Annotated in this window: 19 protein-coding genes; 7 read left to right on the top strand and 12 right to left on the bottom strand. The window is 70.3% G+C overall.

Annotated features, from left to right (window positions below; genetic code table 11):
• Window positions 1-963: an amino acid ABC transporter permease gene (locus ACZ7M7_RS10980; protein WP_383602830.1), complete on the top strand. Its 963-nt coding sequence runs from the start codon at window positions 1-3 to the stop codon at window positions 961-963.
• Window positions 960-1,721, top strand: coding sequence for an amino acid ABC transporter ATP-binding protein (locus ACZ7M7_RS10975; protein WP_383602834.1), 762 nt, complete (start codon window positions 960-962; stop codon window positions 1,719-1,721). The genes ACZ7M7_RS10980 and ACZ7M7_RS10975 overlap by 4 nt, the downstream gene beginning before the upstream one ends.
• Window positions 1,722-1,792: 71 nt before the next feature.
• On the opposite strand, the gene ACZ7M7_RS10970 is transcribed toward ACZ7M7_RS10975, so the two are convergent.
• Window positions 1,793-2,563, bottom strand: coding sequence for a class I SAM-dependent methyltransferase (locus tag ACZ7M7_RS10970; protein WP_472114941.1), 771 nt, complete (start codon window positions 2,561-2,563; stop codon window positions 1,793-1,795).
• A gap of 98 nt (window positions 2,564-2,661) precedes the next feature.
• Between ACZ7M7_RS10970 and ACZ7M7_RS10965 the strand changes: the two genes are divergently transcribed.
• On the top strand, window positions 2,662-3,291 hold the full coding sequence (locus ACZ7M7_RS10965; RefSeq protein ID WP_383602840.1) for a CGNR zinc finger domain-containing protein: 630 nt from the start codon (window positions 2,662-2,664) through the stop codon (window positions 3,289-3,291).
• On the opposite strand, the gene sodX is transcribed toward ACZ7M7_RS10965, so the two are convergent.
• Complete coding sequence (gene sodX, locus ACZ7M7_RS10960; RefSeq protein WP_472115230.1) at window positions 3,195-3,629, bottom strand: nickel-type superoxide dismutase maturation protease; 435 nt, start codon at window positions 3,627-3,629, stop codon at window positions 3,195-3,197. The two genes, ACZ7M7_RS10965 and sodX, sit on opposite strands and share 97 nt — an antisense overlap.
• A gap of 145 nt (window positions 3,630-3,774) precedes the next feature.
• On the opposite strand from sodX, the gene sodN reads away from it, so the two are divergent.
• The gene (gene sodN / locus ACZ7M7_RS10955; protein WP_007491258.1) at window positions 3,775-4,170 is read left to right on the top strand and encodes a superoxide dismutase, Ni; all 396 of its coding nucleotides are present in this window, start codon (window positions 3,775-3,777) and stop codon (window positions 4,168-4,170) included.
• Window positions 4,171-4,282: 112 nt separating this feature from the next.
• Here sodN and ACZ7M7_RS10950 read toward each other — a convergent pair whose 3' ends face one another.
• Window positions 4,283-4,804 (bottom strand): GNAT family N-acetyltransferase, encoded by a 522-nt coding sequence (locus ACZ7M7_RS10950; RefSeq protein WP_383602843.1) that lies wholly within the window; start codon window positions 4,802-4,804, stop codon window positions 4,283-4,285.
• Window positions 4,805-4,903: 99 nt separating this feature from the next.
• Between ACZ7M7_RS10950 and ACZ7M7_RS10945 the strand changes: the two genes are divergently transcribed.
• The gene (locus ACZ7M7_RS10945; protein WP_472114936.1) at window positions 4,904-5,842 is read left to right on the top strand and encodes a MerR family transcriptional regulator; all 939 of its coding nucleotides are present in this window, start codon (window positions 4,904-4,906) and stop codon (window positions 5,840-5,842) included.
• A gap of 5 nt (window positions 5,843-5,847) precedes the next feature.
• On the opposite strand, the gene ACZ7M7_RS10940 is transcribed toward ACZ7M7_RS10945, so the two are convergent.
• Window positions 5,848-6,501 carry a M15 family metallopeptidase gene (locus ACZ7M7_RS10940; protein WP_472114933.1) on the bottom strand — a complete coding sequence of 218 codons (654 nt, stop codon included), beginning with the start codon at window positions 6,499-6,501 and terminating at the stop codon, window positions 5,848-5,850.
• A gap of 309 nt (window positions 6,502-6,810) precedes the next feature.
• Between ACZ7M7_RS10940 and ACZ7M7_RS10935 the strand changes: the two genes are divergently transcribed.
• Window positions 6,811-8,229: a glycosyltransferase family 39 protein gene (locus tag ACZ7M7_RS10935; protein WP_472115228.1), complete on the top strand. Its 1,419-nt coding sequence runs from the start codon at window positions 6,811-6,813 to the stop codon at window positions 8,227-8,229.
• Between the two features lie 58 nt (window positions 8,230-8,287).
• Here the strand turns inward: ACZ7M7_RS10935 and ACZ7M7_RS10930 are convergent, their stop codons facing one another.
• Window positions 8,288-8,521 carry a hypothetical protein gene (locus tag ACZ7M7_RS10930; RefSeq protein ID WP_472114931.1) on the bottom strand — a complete coding sequence of 78 codons (234 nt, stop codon included), beginning with the start codon at window positions 8,519-8,521 and terminating at the stop codon, window positions 8,288-8,290.
• A gap of 50 nt (window positions 8,522-8,571) precedes the next feature.
• Window positions 8,572-9,726: an inorganic phosphate transporter gene (locus ACZ7M7_RS10925; RefSeq protein WP_427839980.1), complete on the bottom strand. Its 1,155-nt coding sequence runs from the start codon at window positions 9,724-9,726 to the stop codon at window positions 8,572-8,574.
• Between the two features lie 179 nt (window positions 9,727-9,905).
• On the opposite strand from ACZ7M7_RS10925, the gene ACZ7M7_RS10920 reads away from it, so the two are divergent.
• Window positions 9,906-10,670: a VOC family protein gene (locus ACZ7M7_RS10920; protein WP_472114928.1), complete on the top strand. Its 765-nt coding sequence runs from the start codon at window positions 9,906-9,908 to the stop codon at window positions 10,668-10,670.
• On the opposite strand, the gene ACZ7M7_RS10915 is transcribed toward ACZ7M7_RS10920, so the two are convergent.
• The 6 genes from ACZ7M7_RS10915 to ACZ7M7_RS10890 all read right to left on the bottom strand — a co-directional run bounded on the left by ACZ7M7_RS10915 (window position 10,657) and on the right by ACZ7M7_RS10890 (window position 13,838).
• Window positions 10,657-10,848, bottom strand: coding sequence for a hypothetical protein (locus tag ACZ7M7_RS10915; protein WP_472114925.1), 192 nt, complete (start codon window positions 10,846-10,848; stop codon window positions 10,657-10,659). The genes ACZ7M7_RS10920 and ACZ7M7_RS10915 overlap by 14 nt on opposite strands.
• A 41-nt stretch (window positions 10,849-10,889) precedes the next feature.
• Complete coding sequence (locus ACZ7M7_RS10910; protein ID WP_383628272.1) at window positions 10,890-11,222, bottom strand: DUF952 domain-containing protein; 333 nt, start codon at window positions 11,220-11,222, stop codon at window positions 10,890-10,892.
• A gap of 9 nt (window positions 11,223-11,231) precedes the next feature.
• Window positions 11,232-12,458, bottom strand: coding sequence for an RNA polymerase sigma factor (locus ACZ7M7_RS10905; protein ID WP_472114922.1), 1,227 nt, complete (start codon window positions 12,456-12,458; stop codon window positions 11,232-11,234).
• A 19-nt stretch (window positions 12,459-12,477) separates the two neighbouring features.
• Window positions 12,478-12,894 carry a YciI family protein gene (locus tag ACZ7M7_RS10900; protein WP_383602867.1) on the bottom strand — a complete coding sequence of 139 codons (417 nt, stop codon included), beginning with the start codon at window positions 12,892-12,894 and terminating at the stop codon, window positions 12,478-12,480.
• Window positions 12,895-12,990: 96 nt separating this feature from the next.
• Window positions 12,991-13,227, bottom strand: coding sequence for a hypothetical protein (locus ACZ7M7_RS10895; RefSeq protein ID WP_427839985.1), 237 nt, complete (start codon window positions 13,225-13,227; stop codon window positions 12,991-12,993).
• Window positions 13,228-13,253: 26 nt separating this feature from the next.
• A complete protein-coding gene (locus ACZ7M7_RS10890) occupies window positions 13,254-13,838 on the bottom strand; it encodes a dihydrofolate reductase family protein (RefSeq protein WP_453826063.1) in 585 nt (194 codons plus the stop codon).
• Between the last annotated feature and the right edge of the window lie 11 nt (window positions 13,839-13,849).

Here is a 13,849-nt window from a genome sequence, read left to right as displayed (position 1 = left end):
GTGACTGACAAGTTCGACAAGGAGCCGGCCGACGCGAAGCCGTCGGCCGCCGTCTCCAAGGAGGGCGGGGCCCTCCCGCCCGAGGCGATCAAGGCCATCCCGGTCAGGCACTACGGCCGCTGGGTCAGTGCCGTCGTCGTGCTGGCCCTGGTGGGCCTGCTGATCAACGCCTTCGCCTCCGCCGAGAAGATCCAGTGGCAGGCCGTCGGCGACTACGTCTTCGACCCCACGGTCCTCGCCGGCGCCGGCCGCACCCTGCTGATCAGCGTCCTCGCGATGGTCATGGGCGTGGTCCTCGGCGTGATCCTGGCCGTGATGCGCCTGTCCAAGAACCCGGTGACGAGCTGGGTGGCCTGGGTCTACATCTGGTTCTTCCGCGGCACGCCGGTCTACGTCCAGCTGCTGCTGTGGTTCAACCTGGCGCTGATCTTCCCCATGCTGGATCTCGGTCCGTTCTACAAGGACGAGATGGTCGACGTCATGACCCCGTTCATGGCCGCCCTGCTGGGGCTGGGCCTGAACGAGGCGGCGTACATGGCGGAGATCTGCCGCGCCGGTCTGATGGCCGTCGACGAGGGCCAGACCGAGGCCTCGCACGCGCTCGGCATGAGCCACGCGAAGACGCTGCGCCGCATCGTGATCCCGCAGGCGATGCGGGTGATCGTGCCGCCGACCGGCAACGAGTTCATCAACATGTTGAAGACCTCGTCGCTGGTGTACGCGGTGACGTACAACGAACTGCTGCGCGCCACCTCCACGATCGGCTCCACGTCGTACGCCGTGATGGAGATGCTGTTCGTGGCGTGCATCTGGTACCTGGTCATGACCAGCGTGTTCAGCGTCTTCCAGTACTACCTGGAGCGCCGTTACGCCCGTGGCTCGCTGCGGAACCTGCCGCCGACGCCGTGGCAGAAGATCAAGGTCAACCTGATGGCCTTCAGCCGCGAAAGGGGCTCGGTATGACGGCCATGGTGAAGGCCGAGGGCGTCCACAAGTCCTTCGGTCCGGTACAGGTCCTCAAGGGCATCGACCTGGAGGTGAAGTCCGGCGAGGTGTTCTGCCTCATCGGCCCCTCCGGCTCCGGCAAGTCGACGTTCCTGCGGTGCATCAACCACCTGGAGAAGATCAACGCCGGTCGGCTGTACGTCGAGGGTGAGCTGGTCGGCTACCGCCAGAAGGGCGACAAGCTGTACGAGCTCAAGGACAGCGAGGTCGCGCAGCAGCGGCGGGACATCGGCATGGTGTTCCAGCGGTTCAACCTGTTCCCGCACATGACGGCGCAGGAGAACGTCATGGAGGCGCCCATCCAGGTCAAGGGCGTGGGCAGGAACGCGGCCAAGGAGCGCGCCCGGGAGCTGCTCGACCGCGTCGGCCTGGCCGACAAGGCCGGCAGCTACCCCTCGCAGCTCTCCGGCGGCCAGCAGCAGCGCGTCGCCATCGCCCGGGCGCTCGCGATGGACCCGAAGCTGATGCTGTTCGACGAGCCGACCTCGGCCCTCGACCCGGAGCTGGTCGGTGACGTCCTCGACGTCATGCGCGACCTCGCCGAGTCCGGCATGACGATGGTCGTCGTCACCCACGAGATGGGCTTCGCCCGCGAGGTCGGCGACAGCCTGGTCTTCATGGACGGCGGCGTGGTCGTCGAGTCCGGCGACCCGCGCGAGGTCCTGACCAACCCGCAGCACGAGCGGACGCAGGCGTTCCTGTCCAAGGTGCTCTGACGGTCGACTCGCAGGTGGAGGGGCGGTACGGGATTCCCGTACCGCCCCTCCCTCGTGCTGCTGGCCCGGCGCTACTTGAGAGCCAGCAGCAGCGTGTCCGAGGGCGAGCACCACACCGGCCGGGCCTCCCCGAAACCCGTTTCGCGCAGTACGCGCGCGTGCCACTCGACGGGCGGCATGTCGCCCTCTGCGTGCTCGCCGTAGATCTCGAAGCGGCGGGCCGTGGGCTCGGCGAGGACCGGGTCCTTCGCCGCCAGCTGCCACCACTCGGCCCAGTCCAGGGCACCGTTCGCCTTGGCCTGATCCATACGGGTGTGGCGCTGCGCGCGCTCCGCGGCGTTGATGCGGGGCGTCGAGTCGTCGATCATGTGGTCCGCGTTCATGAAGACACCGCCGTCGCGGACCAGCTCCGCGACCTGACCGTAGAGGGCCGCGAGGGGTTCACGGTGCAGCCAGTGCAGGGCCGTAGCGGTCAGGACGGCGTCGTACGAGTCGTACGGCAGGCTCGCCGCCCAGTCCGGGTCCTTGAGGTCGGCAGTGACCAGGGAGACCCGCTCGTCGGCCGCGAAGGTGCCCTCGGCGATGGCGAGGAGCGCCGGGTCGAGGTCGACGCCGGTGCTGGTGGCCTCCGGGAACCGCGCGAGGAGGCGGGCCGTGATGGTTCCCGTGCCGCATGCGAGATCGAGCACGCGCGGGGCGGGGCCGACGAGGGCCTCGAGCATGTCGAGCATGAGCCGGAAACGCTCCTCGCGGTCGGGCATGTACCACTCCTGCTGCCGGTCCCAGCTCTCCTGCCAGGCGGCCCAGTCGGCGCCGGTCGTGGTGATGTCCGTGTCCGTCATCGAACCCTCCATCGCGCATGTCACGTAATACCCTGGAAGCACGATCAGTTGTTACCCGACCGCACCACGACGATAGAACGCCTCCGTAAGGACTACAAGTGGAACTGGCCTATTACTCGGACTATGCCGTACGACTCGTCAACAGCGAGGACCCGGCCCGGGGCAAGGACTCACTGACCTCGGTCGAGGCCGTCCGCGACCTGTTCGGCGGCAACCAGTCGGCGGCCCGCCGCGCCACCGACGCCGACGTCACGCGGTTCCGCGCGGTCCGGGCCCGGCTGCGCTCGGTCTTCGCGGCGGCGGACGCCGGCGACGAGACCCTGGCCGTCGACCTGCTGAACTCCCTGCTTCTGGAGTTCCCGGTGAGCCCGCAGATCTCCGGCCACGACTTCCGCGACGACGACGGCCGCCCCCTGTGGCACATGCACCTCGCGGACCACCCGTCGAACGCGACCGCGGGCTTCGCGGCCATCGCGTCGATGGGCCTGGCGTTCCACCTGACGGAGTACGGCGTGGACCGTCTGGGCCTGTGCGAGGCGGCCCCGTGCCGCAACGCCTATCTGGACACCTCCACCAACCGCTCCCGGCGCTACTGCTCGGACCGCTGCGCGACCCGCGCCAACGTGGCCGCCTACCGCGCCCGCAAGCGCCTGGAGGCCGACCGGTCGGCGAGTACGGGCCGTACGGCCGACAGCGCCCAGCGCGCCAGTGCGAACGGGGAGCGCTGATCCGCCTTGCGCGGGCGGTACCGCAGACGCACCTTGCCCAGAATCAGCTCGTCCGGCACGACTCCGTAGTCGGTGCTGTCGCCACCGGCGTACGCGTTGTCCCCGCGCACCCACCAGCCGCCCTCGCGGCGCTCCGCGGCCCGCTTGACGACCAGCAGGTCCTGCTGGAAGGGATGACGCAGGACGACGACGTCACCGGGCCTGATCCGGCCCCGGTGCGCAACGACGAGCAGGTCGCCGTTGTACAGCGTGGGCACCATCGACGGCCCGGTCACCTCGGCCCACCCGAAGGGCTGGGCCGCCCGTTCACGCTCGGTCTCCTGCGACAACTCCGGCATCCCCGGCACCTCCCCGGTACGGTCCTCCACCAGTCTCAGTCTGACCCTGGACTTTTGTCCTAAGCCCATGGGGGCACTCGCGAAATCCCGTCTTGCAGGGAGTAATGTCCCACCTGAGAAGACGATCACGAGGAAGGAATGCTCCATGCTTTCCCGCCTGTTTGCCCCCAAGGTCAAGGTCAGCGCGCACTGCGACCTGCCCTGCGGCGTGTACGACCCTGCCCAGGCCCGCATCGAGGCGGAGTCGGTGAAGGCCGTCCAGGAGAAGATGGCCGCCAACGACGACCCGCACTTCCAGGCGCGTGCCACGGTCATCAAGGAGCAGCGCGCCGAGCTCGCCAAGCACCACGTCTCGGTGCTCTGGAGCGACTACTTCAAGCCCCCGCACTTCGAGAAGTACCCGGAGCTGCACCAGCTGGTCAACGACGCCCTCAAGGCCCTCTCGGCCGCCAAGGGCTCGACCGACCCGGCGACGGGTCAGAAGGCTCTGGACTACATCGCCCAGATCGACAAGATCTTCTGGGAGACCAAGAAGGCCTGACTCAAGGTTCTTTCGTCACTCTCCCGACCTGAAGGGGCCCGACCGGTTCGCCGGGCGGGCCCCTTCGGCATGGGCGGATCCGTCTCCGGACCCGTCGTGGCCCGCCACGAGCTCACTGCGCAGTGCACGAGGCCGAGATCTGGTCGAGACCGGCCGTGGCCCGGCCGGCGAGGTCCCTGAGGGGCTCACCGCTCAGCCGGCACATCCGCCACTCGTCCAGGAACTCCACGCCGAGGGACTTGTAGAAGTCGATCGTCGGCTCGTTCCAGGCGAGGACCCACCATTCGAAGCGCTCGTAGCCTCTCTCCTCACAGATCGCGGCGAGAGAGGCGAGCAGAGCCTTGCCGTGTCCACCGCCACGGGCGGACTCACGCACGTACAAATCCTCCAGGTGCATGCCGCGCGTGCCGGTCCACGTCGAGAAACGCGGGAACCACAGGGCAAAGCCGACGGCCTCGCCCGTCTCGTCGTCCTCGGCGATCAGCGTGAAGGCGGCGGGATGCTCTCCGAACAGCGCCTCGCGAAGCTGCTCCTCGGTCGCCCGAACCTGCTCAACAGCCCGTTCGTACTCGGCGAGTTCATGGATCATCGCGCGGATGGTCGCGACGTCGTTCACGGTGGCGGCACGGATCATGCCGGAGATCATCGGTCACCGAACCGACCGCGTCCATCCAATTCCGCGCCCTCCGGGCGGGCTTGAGTCTCCCACAGGGGGAGAGTGGAAGCTGGGCGCATGGACAGCGGCACCCTCTACTCGATCGGTGAACTGGCCCGGCGTACCGGGCTGGCGGTCAAGACCATCAGGTTCTACTCCGACCGCGGCATCGTCGTACCGGCCGAACGCACCCTCTCCGGCTATCGCCGCTATGGCCCGGACGCCGTTGCCCGGCTGGCCCTGGTGCGGACCCTGCGCGACCTGGGCCTTGGCCTCGACGCGATCCGGAAGGTCGTGGACCGGGAACTGACGCTCGGTGAAGCCGCCGAGCAGCACGCCGCCGCGCTGGAGGCGCAGATCCGCATCCTGCGCCTGCGGCGAGCGGTACTGACCGCCATGACCAAGCGCAGTCCCACCCCGGAGGAGACGGAACGCATGCACCGGCTGGCCCGACTCACCGAGGACGAACGTCAGCGACTGATCGACGACTTCCTCGACGCCGTATTCACGCATCTCGACGGTGGCAGATGGCGCCCCGGGGTCCAGTGCTCCATGACGCCCCAGCTGCCCGATGACCCGACTGAAGAACAGCTGGAGGCATGGGTGGAGTTGGCGGAGCTGTCTCTGGACCCGGACTTCCGCACCGGTGTGCGGCGCGGGGCAGAGGATCACGAGGCCGACCTGCCCGACGGCGGCGCCGGGCTACCGCGACCGGACGTCGTCGTGATCGCGCGTGACCATGCGACGGCGGCCCTGGCTTCCGGAATCACCCCGCAGTCGCCGCGGGCCGACCAAGTCGTCGCAACGCTGGCCAAGGACTGCGCGCACACGCTCGGCCGGCCCGACGACAGCGAACTGCGTCGATGGCTGCTGCAGCGTCTGACGGCCGCGAACGATCCGCGCCGGGACCGGTACTTGCACCTGCTCGCCCTGATCAACGGCTGGCCGGCTCCGGAACCTCTGGCGCCGGCGCTCGACTGGTCCGTCGCGGCCCTTCGCCTGCGAACGGCTCGCTGACGAGGTCATCCGAGTTCCCGTGGCCCGTACTGCGCCGTTCCGGTTTCGGTGGCAAGGGCCCAGTAGCGGTCGCCGTAGGACCAGTGCCACCACTCGGTGGGGTAGTTCACCAGGCCCGCAGCGCTCAGCGCGGCACCGAGCACCCGCCGGTTGGCCCGCGCTTCGGGGCCGATGGTGTCGGCGTCGGTGTAACAGGCGCCGTCGCTGTCCTCGGGACTGGCGTTCACGCGTGTCCCCATGTCGACTTCCCGGCCGTCGGCGGAGAGCAGAGTGAGGTCGACGGCGGCGCCGGCGCTGTGCGGCGCGATCTCCGGTGGCGACACGTACCGGCTCGCGGCGTCGCGGATCCGGCTCGGCGACCAGTCCGGGTGGGTGGCCACCAGTCCGTCGGCGTACTGCTCGAAGTAGCGGCGCTGCAGCGAGGGCGGCCGGTAGCCCTCGACGAACAGCAGACGTATGCCGTCCGGGAGGAGCTTCTGGGCCATGAGCAGACGGGCCAGAACCCCCTCTCGCAGATACGCGAACGCCCCTGCTCGATCCGCCTTGCGAGGGTCGACGGCAAGGGGTTCGTGGAGCCGGACGTCCACGAGGGGTTCGCCGCAGTCGATCACCGGGATTGCCGCGATCCTGGGATCCGACATCAGCACGATCTCGTCCATGCCCCGATCATGGCCGACCGCGCCGGCCGACCGGGGCCCAAGGTTCCGTGAATTCGCGGTGATTGTGTTCACGCGGTAAACGGTGGCCGGACATCGTTCACGTCCCGTAGGTTCTGGAACGTCCACCCGGAGGTCGAACACCTTGACGGGTGGGCCCACGGGGGAAGGTCAGCAGCACTCGGCTCCCGTCTCGGCCCCTGCGGCCGAGGCGTTGTCCGGGGTGCTCTGCGACAGCGGGCGAGTGGAGATCACTTCACCCGGCGGACTGTCTCCCGCCGGACGGAATGTCGATCCCCTGGGAGACACCCCCTGCACCGCCCGCATCTCTGGCCGATCCCCCTGCTGTGGACCCTCGCCCTGGGGCTCTGGGGGCTGTCCCGGCAGGACAGTGTGTGGCGGGACGAGGCCGCGACCTGGCAGGTGGCCCGCCGGCCCGTCGGCGACATCTGGCACATGCTGGGCAACGTCGACTCCGTGCACGGGCTCTACTACCTGCTGATGCACGGGCTCTTCGAATGGTTCGGGGCCGGCACCACGACCCTGCGGCTTCCCTCCGTGCTGGCCACGGCGGTGGCGGCGGCCTGTGTGACGGCCATCGGCCATCGGCTGGCCGGGGCCTGGGCGGGCCTGGCGGGAGGGCTGGCGTTCGGGCTTCTTCCGGCCGTGCAGTTCTATCTCCAGGAGGGCCGCCCCTACGCGCTGATCGCGGCCGGCGCCGGGATCTCGACCCTGCTGCTGGTGACCGTCCTCGAAGGGCGCGGCCGAGCGGTGCACTGGATCGCGTACGGCGGCACGCTCGCGGTGTGCGGGCTGCTGAACTGGCTGTCGTTGCTGATCCTGCCCGCACACCTGGCGACCCTGCTGTGGACGCGGGCCCGGCGCGGGACCTGGATGCGCTGGGCGGCGGCCGCGGCGGTCGCCGTTGCCGCGGTGCTGCCGCTGATCCTGTTCAGCCGCCGCCAGTCCGCCCAGGTCTCCTGGATACCGCCGCTGACCTGGCACATGCTGATCGGGCCCGCCGTCCTGCTGGCGATCGGCGGGCTCGGGGCCCTGCTGGACCGGCCGCGCGCGGGGCGGCTCTCGGTGGCGCCCGTCGCGCTGCCCCTGCTGGCCGTCCCACAACTCGCCCTCATCGGGCTCTCCCTGGTCAAGCCACTCTTCCTGGACCGCTACGTGCTGTTCAGCATGCTGGGACTGGCCCTGCTGATCGGCTCGGCACTCGGCACGGCCGTACGGGCGGCCCGGCCGCGGTTCCCGGGAGCGGCGCCGTGGCTCGTCCCGGTCGTGCTCACCGTGGCGGTCGTCGCCCTGTTGCCGCAGTCGCTGGCCAAGCGGTCCCCGGAGAGCCGCGTGGACGACGTCCTGGCGGTGGCCGCGGACGTACGGCGGCTGAAGCAGAGCGGGGACGCGGTGGTCTACATACCGGCGGCCCGGCGCGACTCCGCGCTCGTCTCCCCCGCCGACTTCGCCGGGCTGCGGGACCTCGCGCTCGCGGAAGACCCCGTGGCGTCGGGGACGTTGAAGGGCGAGGAGGCCGGTCCGGAGCGGATACGGGCCGCGATGCTGACGCAGCAGCGGATACTGCTGGTCACCGACGCACCCGAGGTGGCGCGGCCGTTGGCGGGGAAGCGGGACCGCGCCAAGACCGCGGTGCTGAACGAGCACTTCAAGGTGGTGACGGACGTCCAGGTCCGCGGGCGGCGGGTGACGGTGTACGAGCGGCGCTGAGGGGCCCGGCCGGTGCGACGCCGGGCCGGACCCCGTCAACCGTCCGTCCGCACCTCGGTCAGTGGAACTGAGGCACGATCAGGTAGATCCCGTACACCACCACCGCCGCGCAGGCGACGAAGCAGAGTCCGGCCTGCGTGAGGCTCGGCGTGGACGTGCCGCCGCGCTCCTCGCGTGCCCCCTCGTGGCGGGCCAGGCCCAGCACGCCGAGGGCGAAGACGCCGACCACGGCCACGGTGACGGCGAGGCTCACCGCGGCGACCTGGCCGAGTGCGGTCCAGTCGAGGCTCATGATGTGAACTCCCTTGTCTCGGACGATCGCTGTCTCAGGCGATCGCTGTCTCAGGCGGCCGCGCCGACCTTGGGCGCCTCCGGGTTGCGGACCGTGACCTCGTGGGTGTCGTTGACGTTGTGTGCGGACACCGGGTTGCGGCGGGAGATCAACACGATCCCGGCGGCCACGGCCGCACCCACCAGCGCGACCACGGCCGTACCGATGTTGCCGCCGTGCTTGACCACGCCCGCCGAGACGCCGCCGACCAGCGCGGCGGCGGGCAGGGTGACCAGCCAGGCCACCACCATGCGCCCGGCCACGCCCCAGCGGACCTCCGCCAGCCGCCGGCCCAGACCCGCGCCGAGAATGCTGCCCGAGGCGACCTGCGTGGTGGACAGGGCGAAGCCCAGGTGGGCGGAGGTGAGGATCACCGTCGTGGAGGCCGTCTCGGCGGCGAAGCCCTGCGGGGACTGAATCTCCGTCAGACCCTTGCCCATCGTGCGGATGATCCGCCAGCCACCGAGGTAGGTGCCGAGGCCGATGGCCAGACCGGCCGACGCGATCACCCACAGCGGCGGGCCCGCGTCATGGCCCAGGGCGCCCGCAGAGATCAGGGTCAGCGTGATGACGCCCATCGTCTTCTGCGCGTCGTTGGTGCCGTGGGCCAGGGAGACGAGCGAGGCCGAGGCGATCTGGCCGACGCGGAAGCCCTTGGTGACGGACTCCTTACGGGCGCGAGCAGTGAGCTTGTACGCCAGGTACGTGGCGAGCAGCGCCGCGATCCCCGCCACGAGCGGCGAGGCGACGGCGGGGATCAGTACCTTCTCGACAACCTTGTCGAAGTGCACGCCGTGCGACCCCGCCCCCACCCAGACGGCCCCGATCAGTCCGCCGAACAGCGCGTGCGACGAGCTGGACGGCAGTCCGACCAGCCAGGTGAGGAGATTCCACAGAATCGCCCCGACCAGGCCCGCGAAGATCATGCCCGGGCTGACGAGGGTGTCGTCCACGATGCCGCCGGAGATCGTCTTGGCGACCTCGGTGGACAGGAAGGCACCTACGACGTTCAGGACACCGCTGATGAGCACGGCCGTCCTTGGTTTGAGCGCCCCCGTGGCGATGGACGTGGCCATCGCGTTCGCCGTGTCGTGAAAGCCGTTGGTGAAGTCGAAGGCGAGGGCCGTCACGATGACGACCGCTACCAGGAACGTGATGTGGTCCATTCCCCAATGCAAACAAGCGCGGGCCAATTCGCGGAGAACCGATGGCAAAGCGTGTCCCTGGAGCCGGCGCGCGGTTGGTAAGGGTCCTGCAAAGCCCGCGTGGTGAAGCCTGAGTGCGCTCGAGTGCGCCGTACGGCCGCCGCGGGCCATGGCCGCGCCGGCGGATCTACGATCGCCCCATGAGTATCCGCTGGACCTACGCCTTCGTCGACCGCCCCGTCGCGTCCTTCACCCGGGCGCACACCTTCTGGACTGCGGTGACGGACACCCGGCTGTCCCAATTCCGAGGCGAGCAGGGGGAGTTCGTGACCCTGCTGCCGGGCGGTGGGGCGGACCCCTGTGTGAAGGCCCAGGGGGTCGAGTCGGGCGCCGGTGGCGCACATCTCGACTTTGCCGTGGACGACGTACCGGGCTTCGTGAAGTCGGCGCTCGCGCAGGGAGCGGGTGTCGCCGCCGAGCACGAGGGGTGGGCCGTACTGCGCTCGCCCGCCGGGCAGTTGTTCTGTGCCGTGCCCTGGCACGGGGAGTCGGACCGGCCGCCCGTGGTGCACGGCAGCCGGCTCGACCAGGTCTGCGTGGACGTAGCGCCGTCGCTGTACGAGTCCGAAATCGCCTTCTGGAGCGCGCTGTTGGACGGCTGGCAGTCGGCGCCCGGCTCCCGCCCCGAGTTCCATGTGCTCAAGCCACCGTCCGGGCTGCCCATCCGCATCCTGCTCCAGCGGCTCGGCAAGGAGGGGCTCGGTGAGGAGCCCCGGGCCTCCGCCCATCTGGACCTCGCCTGCGCGGACATCGCGGCGACCCGCGCCCGGCACGAGGAACTGGGTGCGAGCTTCGTCGCCGAGGGCGCCCACTGGACGGTGATGCGCGATCCGGCGGGCGGAACGTACTGCCTGACGGGGCGGGACCCGGAGACAGGCGGACTGACCGGCTCTAGCGCGTCGTGACGACGCAGAGGTGTTGTATCCAGCCGCCCTGGTAGGGCTCGGGGGTCGGGCAGGGCGTCTCCCGGCCTTCCGGGCGCGTCGGCGTGGGACCGGCCTCCTCCCGGCCGTACGGCACCGGTGGCTCGGCCGAGTCCTGCAGCCACAGCGTCAGCCCTCCCGCGACGGCCACGAGGATCACCCACGCCCCCACGGCCCATCGCCATAACGTGCGGCGTCCCCTCACCCCCAGGGCTCCACATCCACCACCGCGTTCACCGGAATGGGCCCGTACACATGCGGGAACTCCTCGCCGCCCGGCTCCGGCGCCTCGTACTTGAGCGGCACGTCGAGCCGGGCCGGGTCCACGACCAGGACCACCAGTTCGCCCGGGCCGTCGTAGGAGCCGTACAGGAAGGCGGCCACGGCGGGGAGTTGGGCCCGGGTCGAGCAGTGGATGAAGCCCTCGTCCTGGAGCGTCCGACCGCGGGTCGACATCTCGTACGCACCACGCGCGCGTGCCTCGTCCCAGAGGGAGCGTTCGGTGATGTGGAGGATGTACGTGTGTTCGGGCATGCGGCGAGGTTACGGCTTCAGCCGTGCCGCCCGCGCGTGCAAATAGCGCTGCTCCGGCAGGCTCAGCGTCTTGGCGGCGGCGGCCTCGTAGGCGGCGCGGGCCTCGTCGTGGGCGCCGGCCCGCTCCAGGAGGTGGCCGCGGACCGCGTCCAGGCGGTGCCCGGCACCCAGCTCGTCCTGCAGCGCGGCCAGTTCGGCCAGCCCCGCGCGCGGGCCCTGGGCCATGGCGACGGCGACCGCGCGGTTGAGGCGCTCGACGGGGCCGGGGACGAGGCGTACCAGGACGTCGTAGAGGCCGAGGATCTCCTGCCAGTCGGTCTCCGGTGCGGAGGGCGCCTCGTCGTGGACGGCGGCGATGGCGGCGCGCAGCTGATACGGGCCGGCGGGGCCCCGGGACAGGGCGCGGGTGACCAGGGCGACGCCCTCGTCGATCGCGGCCTTGTCCCAGCGGTCGCGGTCCTGTTCGTCGAGGGGGACGAGTTCGCCGTGCGGGCCGGTGCGCGCGTCGCGGCGGGCGTCGGTGAGCAGCATCAGCGCGAGCAGGCCGGCCACCTCGCCGTGGTCGGGGAGCAGGCGGTGGACCTCGCGGGTCAGCCGGATCGCCTCGCCGGCGAGTTCGCGCCGCAGCAGGCTCGTGCCCGAGGTCGCCGTATAGCCCTCGTTGAAGATCAGGTACAGGGTCTGCAGGACCGCGGGCAGGCGGTTCTCCCAGTTGTCGGGCCGGCCGAAGCGCACCCCGCGGACCTTCTGCTTGGCCCGGCTGATGCGCTGCGCCATGGTCGCCTCGGGGACCAGGTACGCCCGGGCGATCTCCGCCGTGGTCAGACCGCCGACGGCACGGAGGGTGAGGGCGATCTGGGCGGGCGGGGTCAGGTCCGGGTGGCAGCACAGGAAGAGCAGGGTGAGGGTGTCGTCCTCGCGGGGCGCCCGGTCCGCGCCCGGCGGCGGGGCCGTGAAGGCGTCCCTCGGCATCAGCGCCGCGGCCTTGTCCTCCCGGGCCCGGCGCGACTGCTCCGCGCGCAGCGCGTCGGTCAGCCGCCGCGCCGCGACCTTGATCAGCCAGCCGCGCGGATTGTCCGGGACCCCGGTCCGCGGCCACTGCCCGGCCGCCGCGAGCAGGGCCTCCTGTACGGCGTCCTCGGCGCTGTCGAAGTGGCCGTACCGTCGTACCAGCGCGCCGAGGACCTGCGGCGCATGTCGGCGCAGCAGGTCCTCGGTCTCGGGTGTGGCGCTCACTTACGGCTCGGCCGACGTCTCAGCCGACGTCCCCGGACCCGTCTTCGATGGGCCGGATCACCACCGGGTACACGGGGGCCCCGGCGGGCTGGGGGCACTGGAGGACGCGCTCGGCGATCTCCGTGACCCGCTCCAGGCTCGCGCAGTCCAGCACCCAGTAGCCGGCGAGCAGCTCCTTGGTTTCGCTGTACGGGCCGTCGGTGATCACCGCCTTGCCGTCGTCACCCAGGGTGACATGCCGGCCCTTCGCGGGCTCGGTCAGCCCCTGTCCGTCGACCATCTCGCCGCTCTCGGCGAGGTCGTCGTTGAGGGCCTGCATGAAGGAGTACATCGCCTGGATGTCCTCCTGGCTCCAGGCAACGGAGTTCTCGGACCCCTTGCCCTGCATCGCCTCGTAGTCCGCCTGCGTTCCCTGCACCATGACCAGGTACTTCATCAGTCCGCTCCTTCTGCTTCCGTCGGCTCGGGCCGCCCTCGGTGGGCGGCTCTCACAGGGGACGTCGGAGCCGGGCCGGGATTCTCGACAGGGGACTCAGGAATTTTTCGCGGTGGGATTCACCGCGGTATCCACGGTGGGTGTGCTGGGAGTGTCCGGCTGCTCGTGCTTCTCCTCGTGCGCGGCGCCTTCCTCGGCGTACGCCCCGCACTCGGGGTTGTGGCACGGGCCCGCCACCCAGGTGGGGACCCAGGCGCCCAGCGTCTTGTGGCGCCGGACGACCGTCTCTACGGGCTGTCCGCAGTCGGGACAGTGGTGCTCTTGGCTGCCCATGTCCTCAGAGTAGGGCGGGACAGGGCTCAGCGCTTCCTGCTGTACGTACGAACAATGGCGCCGTTGCCGAACGAGCGCACCTCGCCGAGGGTGAACTCCGTGATGGCCAAGCCCGATCCGAACATCGGCATGCCCGCGCCGTACACGATGGGGTACGTCTTGATGACGAGCTCGTCGATCTCGTCGAGCAGCGCGCCGGCGATCTGCGAGCCGCCGCACAGGTAGATGCCGAACTCGCCGTCCTCCGCCTTCAGTTCGCGGACCTTGCCGACCAGGTCGTCCGAGACGATCTCGACCTGCGGGTCGGGCGACTCGGTCAGCGTGCGCGAGGCGACGTACTGGCGCATATGGGCGTACGGGCTGGTGATGCCCTCCTTCAGGGCCAGGTCATAGCTGGCCCGGCCCTGGATGATCGTGTCGAAATGCCTGTTGGCCAGGTCGTCGAAACCGAGGGCGCGGCGGCCGTGGGTCGGCATCGTCTCGGGGTGCTCGGCCTTGAGGAACTCCAGGAACTCCTCGTCGACGAAGCGGACCATCTCCGTCCCGTCGCCGCTCGGATCCCCGATGAAGCCGTCGATCGAGCAGGCGATGAAGTACGTGAGCTTTCGCAAGCCGGTCTCTT

The organism is Streptomyces sp. NPDC111606, assembly GCF_055656945.1.
Note: the sequence above shows the minus strand (reverse complement) of the source record. Positions and strands in the feature narration are given on the sequence as shown.

Coding starts and splice junctions, on each gene's coding strand:
- ACZ7M7_RS10975 (WP_383602834.1), top strand. CDS start 960: ATGACGGCCATGGTGAAGGCCGAGGGCGTCCACAAGTCCTTCGGTCCG.
- ACZ7M7_RS10970 (WP_472114941.1), bottom strand. CDS start 2,563: ATGACGGACACGGACATCACCACGACCGGCGCCGACTGGGCCGCCTGG.
- sodX (WP_472115230.1), bottom strand. CDS start 3,629: ATGCCGGAGTTGTCGCAGGAGACCGAGCGTGAACGGGCGGCCCAGCCC.
- sodN (WP_007491258.1), top strand. CDS start 3,775: ATGCTTTCCCGCCTGTTTGCCCCCAAGGTCAAGGTCAGCGCGCACTGC.
- ACZ7M7_RS10950 (WP_383602843.1), bottom strand. CDS start 4,804: ATGATCCGTGCCGCCACCGTGAACGACGTCGCGACCATCCGCGCGATG.
- ACZ7M7_RS10945 (WP_472114936.1), top strand. CDS start 4,904: ATGGACAGCGGCACCCTCTACTCGATCGGTGAACTGGCCCGGCGTACC.
- ACZ7M7_RS10940 (WP_472114933.1), bottom strand. CDS start 6,501: ATGGACGAGATCGTGCTGATGTCGGATCCCAGGATCGCGGCAATCCCG.
- ACZ7M7_RS10930 (WP_472114931.1), bottom strand. CDS start 8,521: ATGAGCCTCGACTGGACCGCACTCGGCCAGGTCGCCGCGGTGAGCCTC.
- ACZ7M7_RS10925 (WP_427839980.1), bottom strand. CDS start 9,726: ATGGACCACATCACGTTCCTGGTAGCGGTCGTCATCGTGACGGCCCTC.
- ACZ7M7_RS10920 (WP_472114928.1), top strand. CDS start 9,906: ATGAGTATCCGCTGGACCTACGCCTTCGTCGACCGCCCCGTCGCGTCC.
- ACZ7M7_RS10910 (WP_383628272.1), bottom strand. CDS start 11,222: ATGCCCGAACACACGTACATCCTCCACATCACCGAACGCTCCCTCTGG.
- ACZ7M7_RS10900 (WP_383602867.1), bottom strand. CDS start 12,894: ATGAAGTACCTGGTCATGGTGCAGGGAACGCAGGCGGACTACGAGGCG.
- ACZ7M7_RS10895 (WP_427839985.1), bottom strand. CDS start 13,227: ATGGGCAGCCAAGAGCACCACTGTCCCGACTGCGGACAGCCCGTAGAG.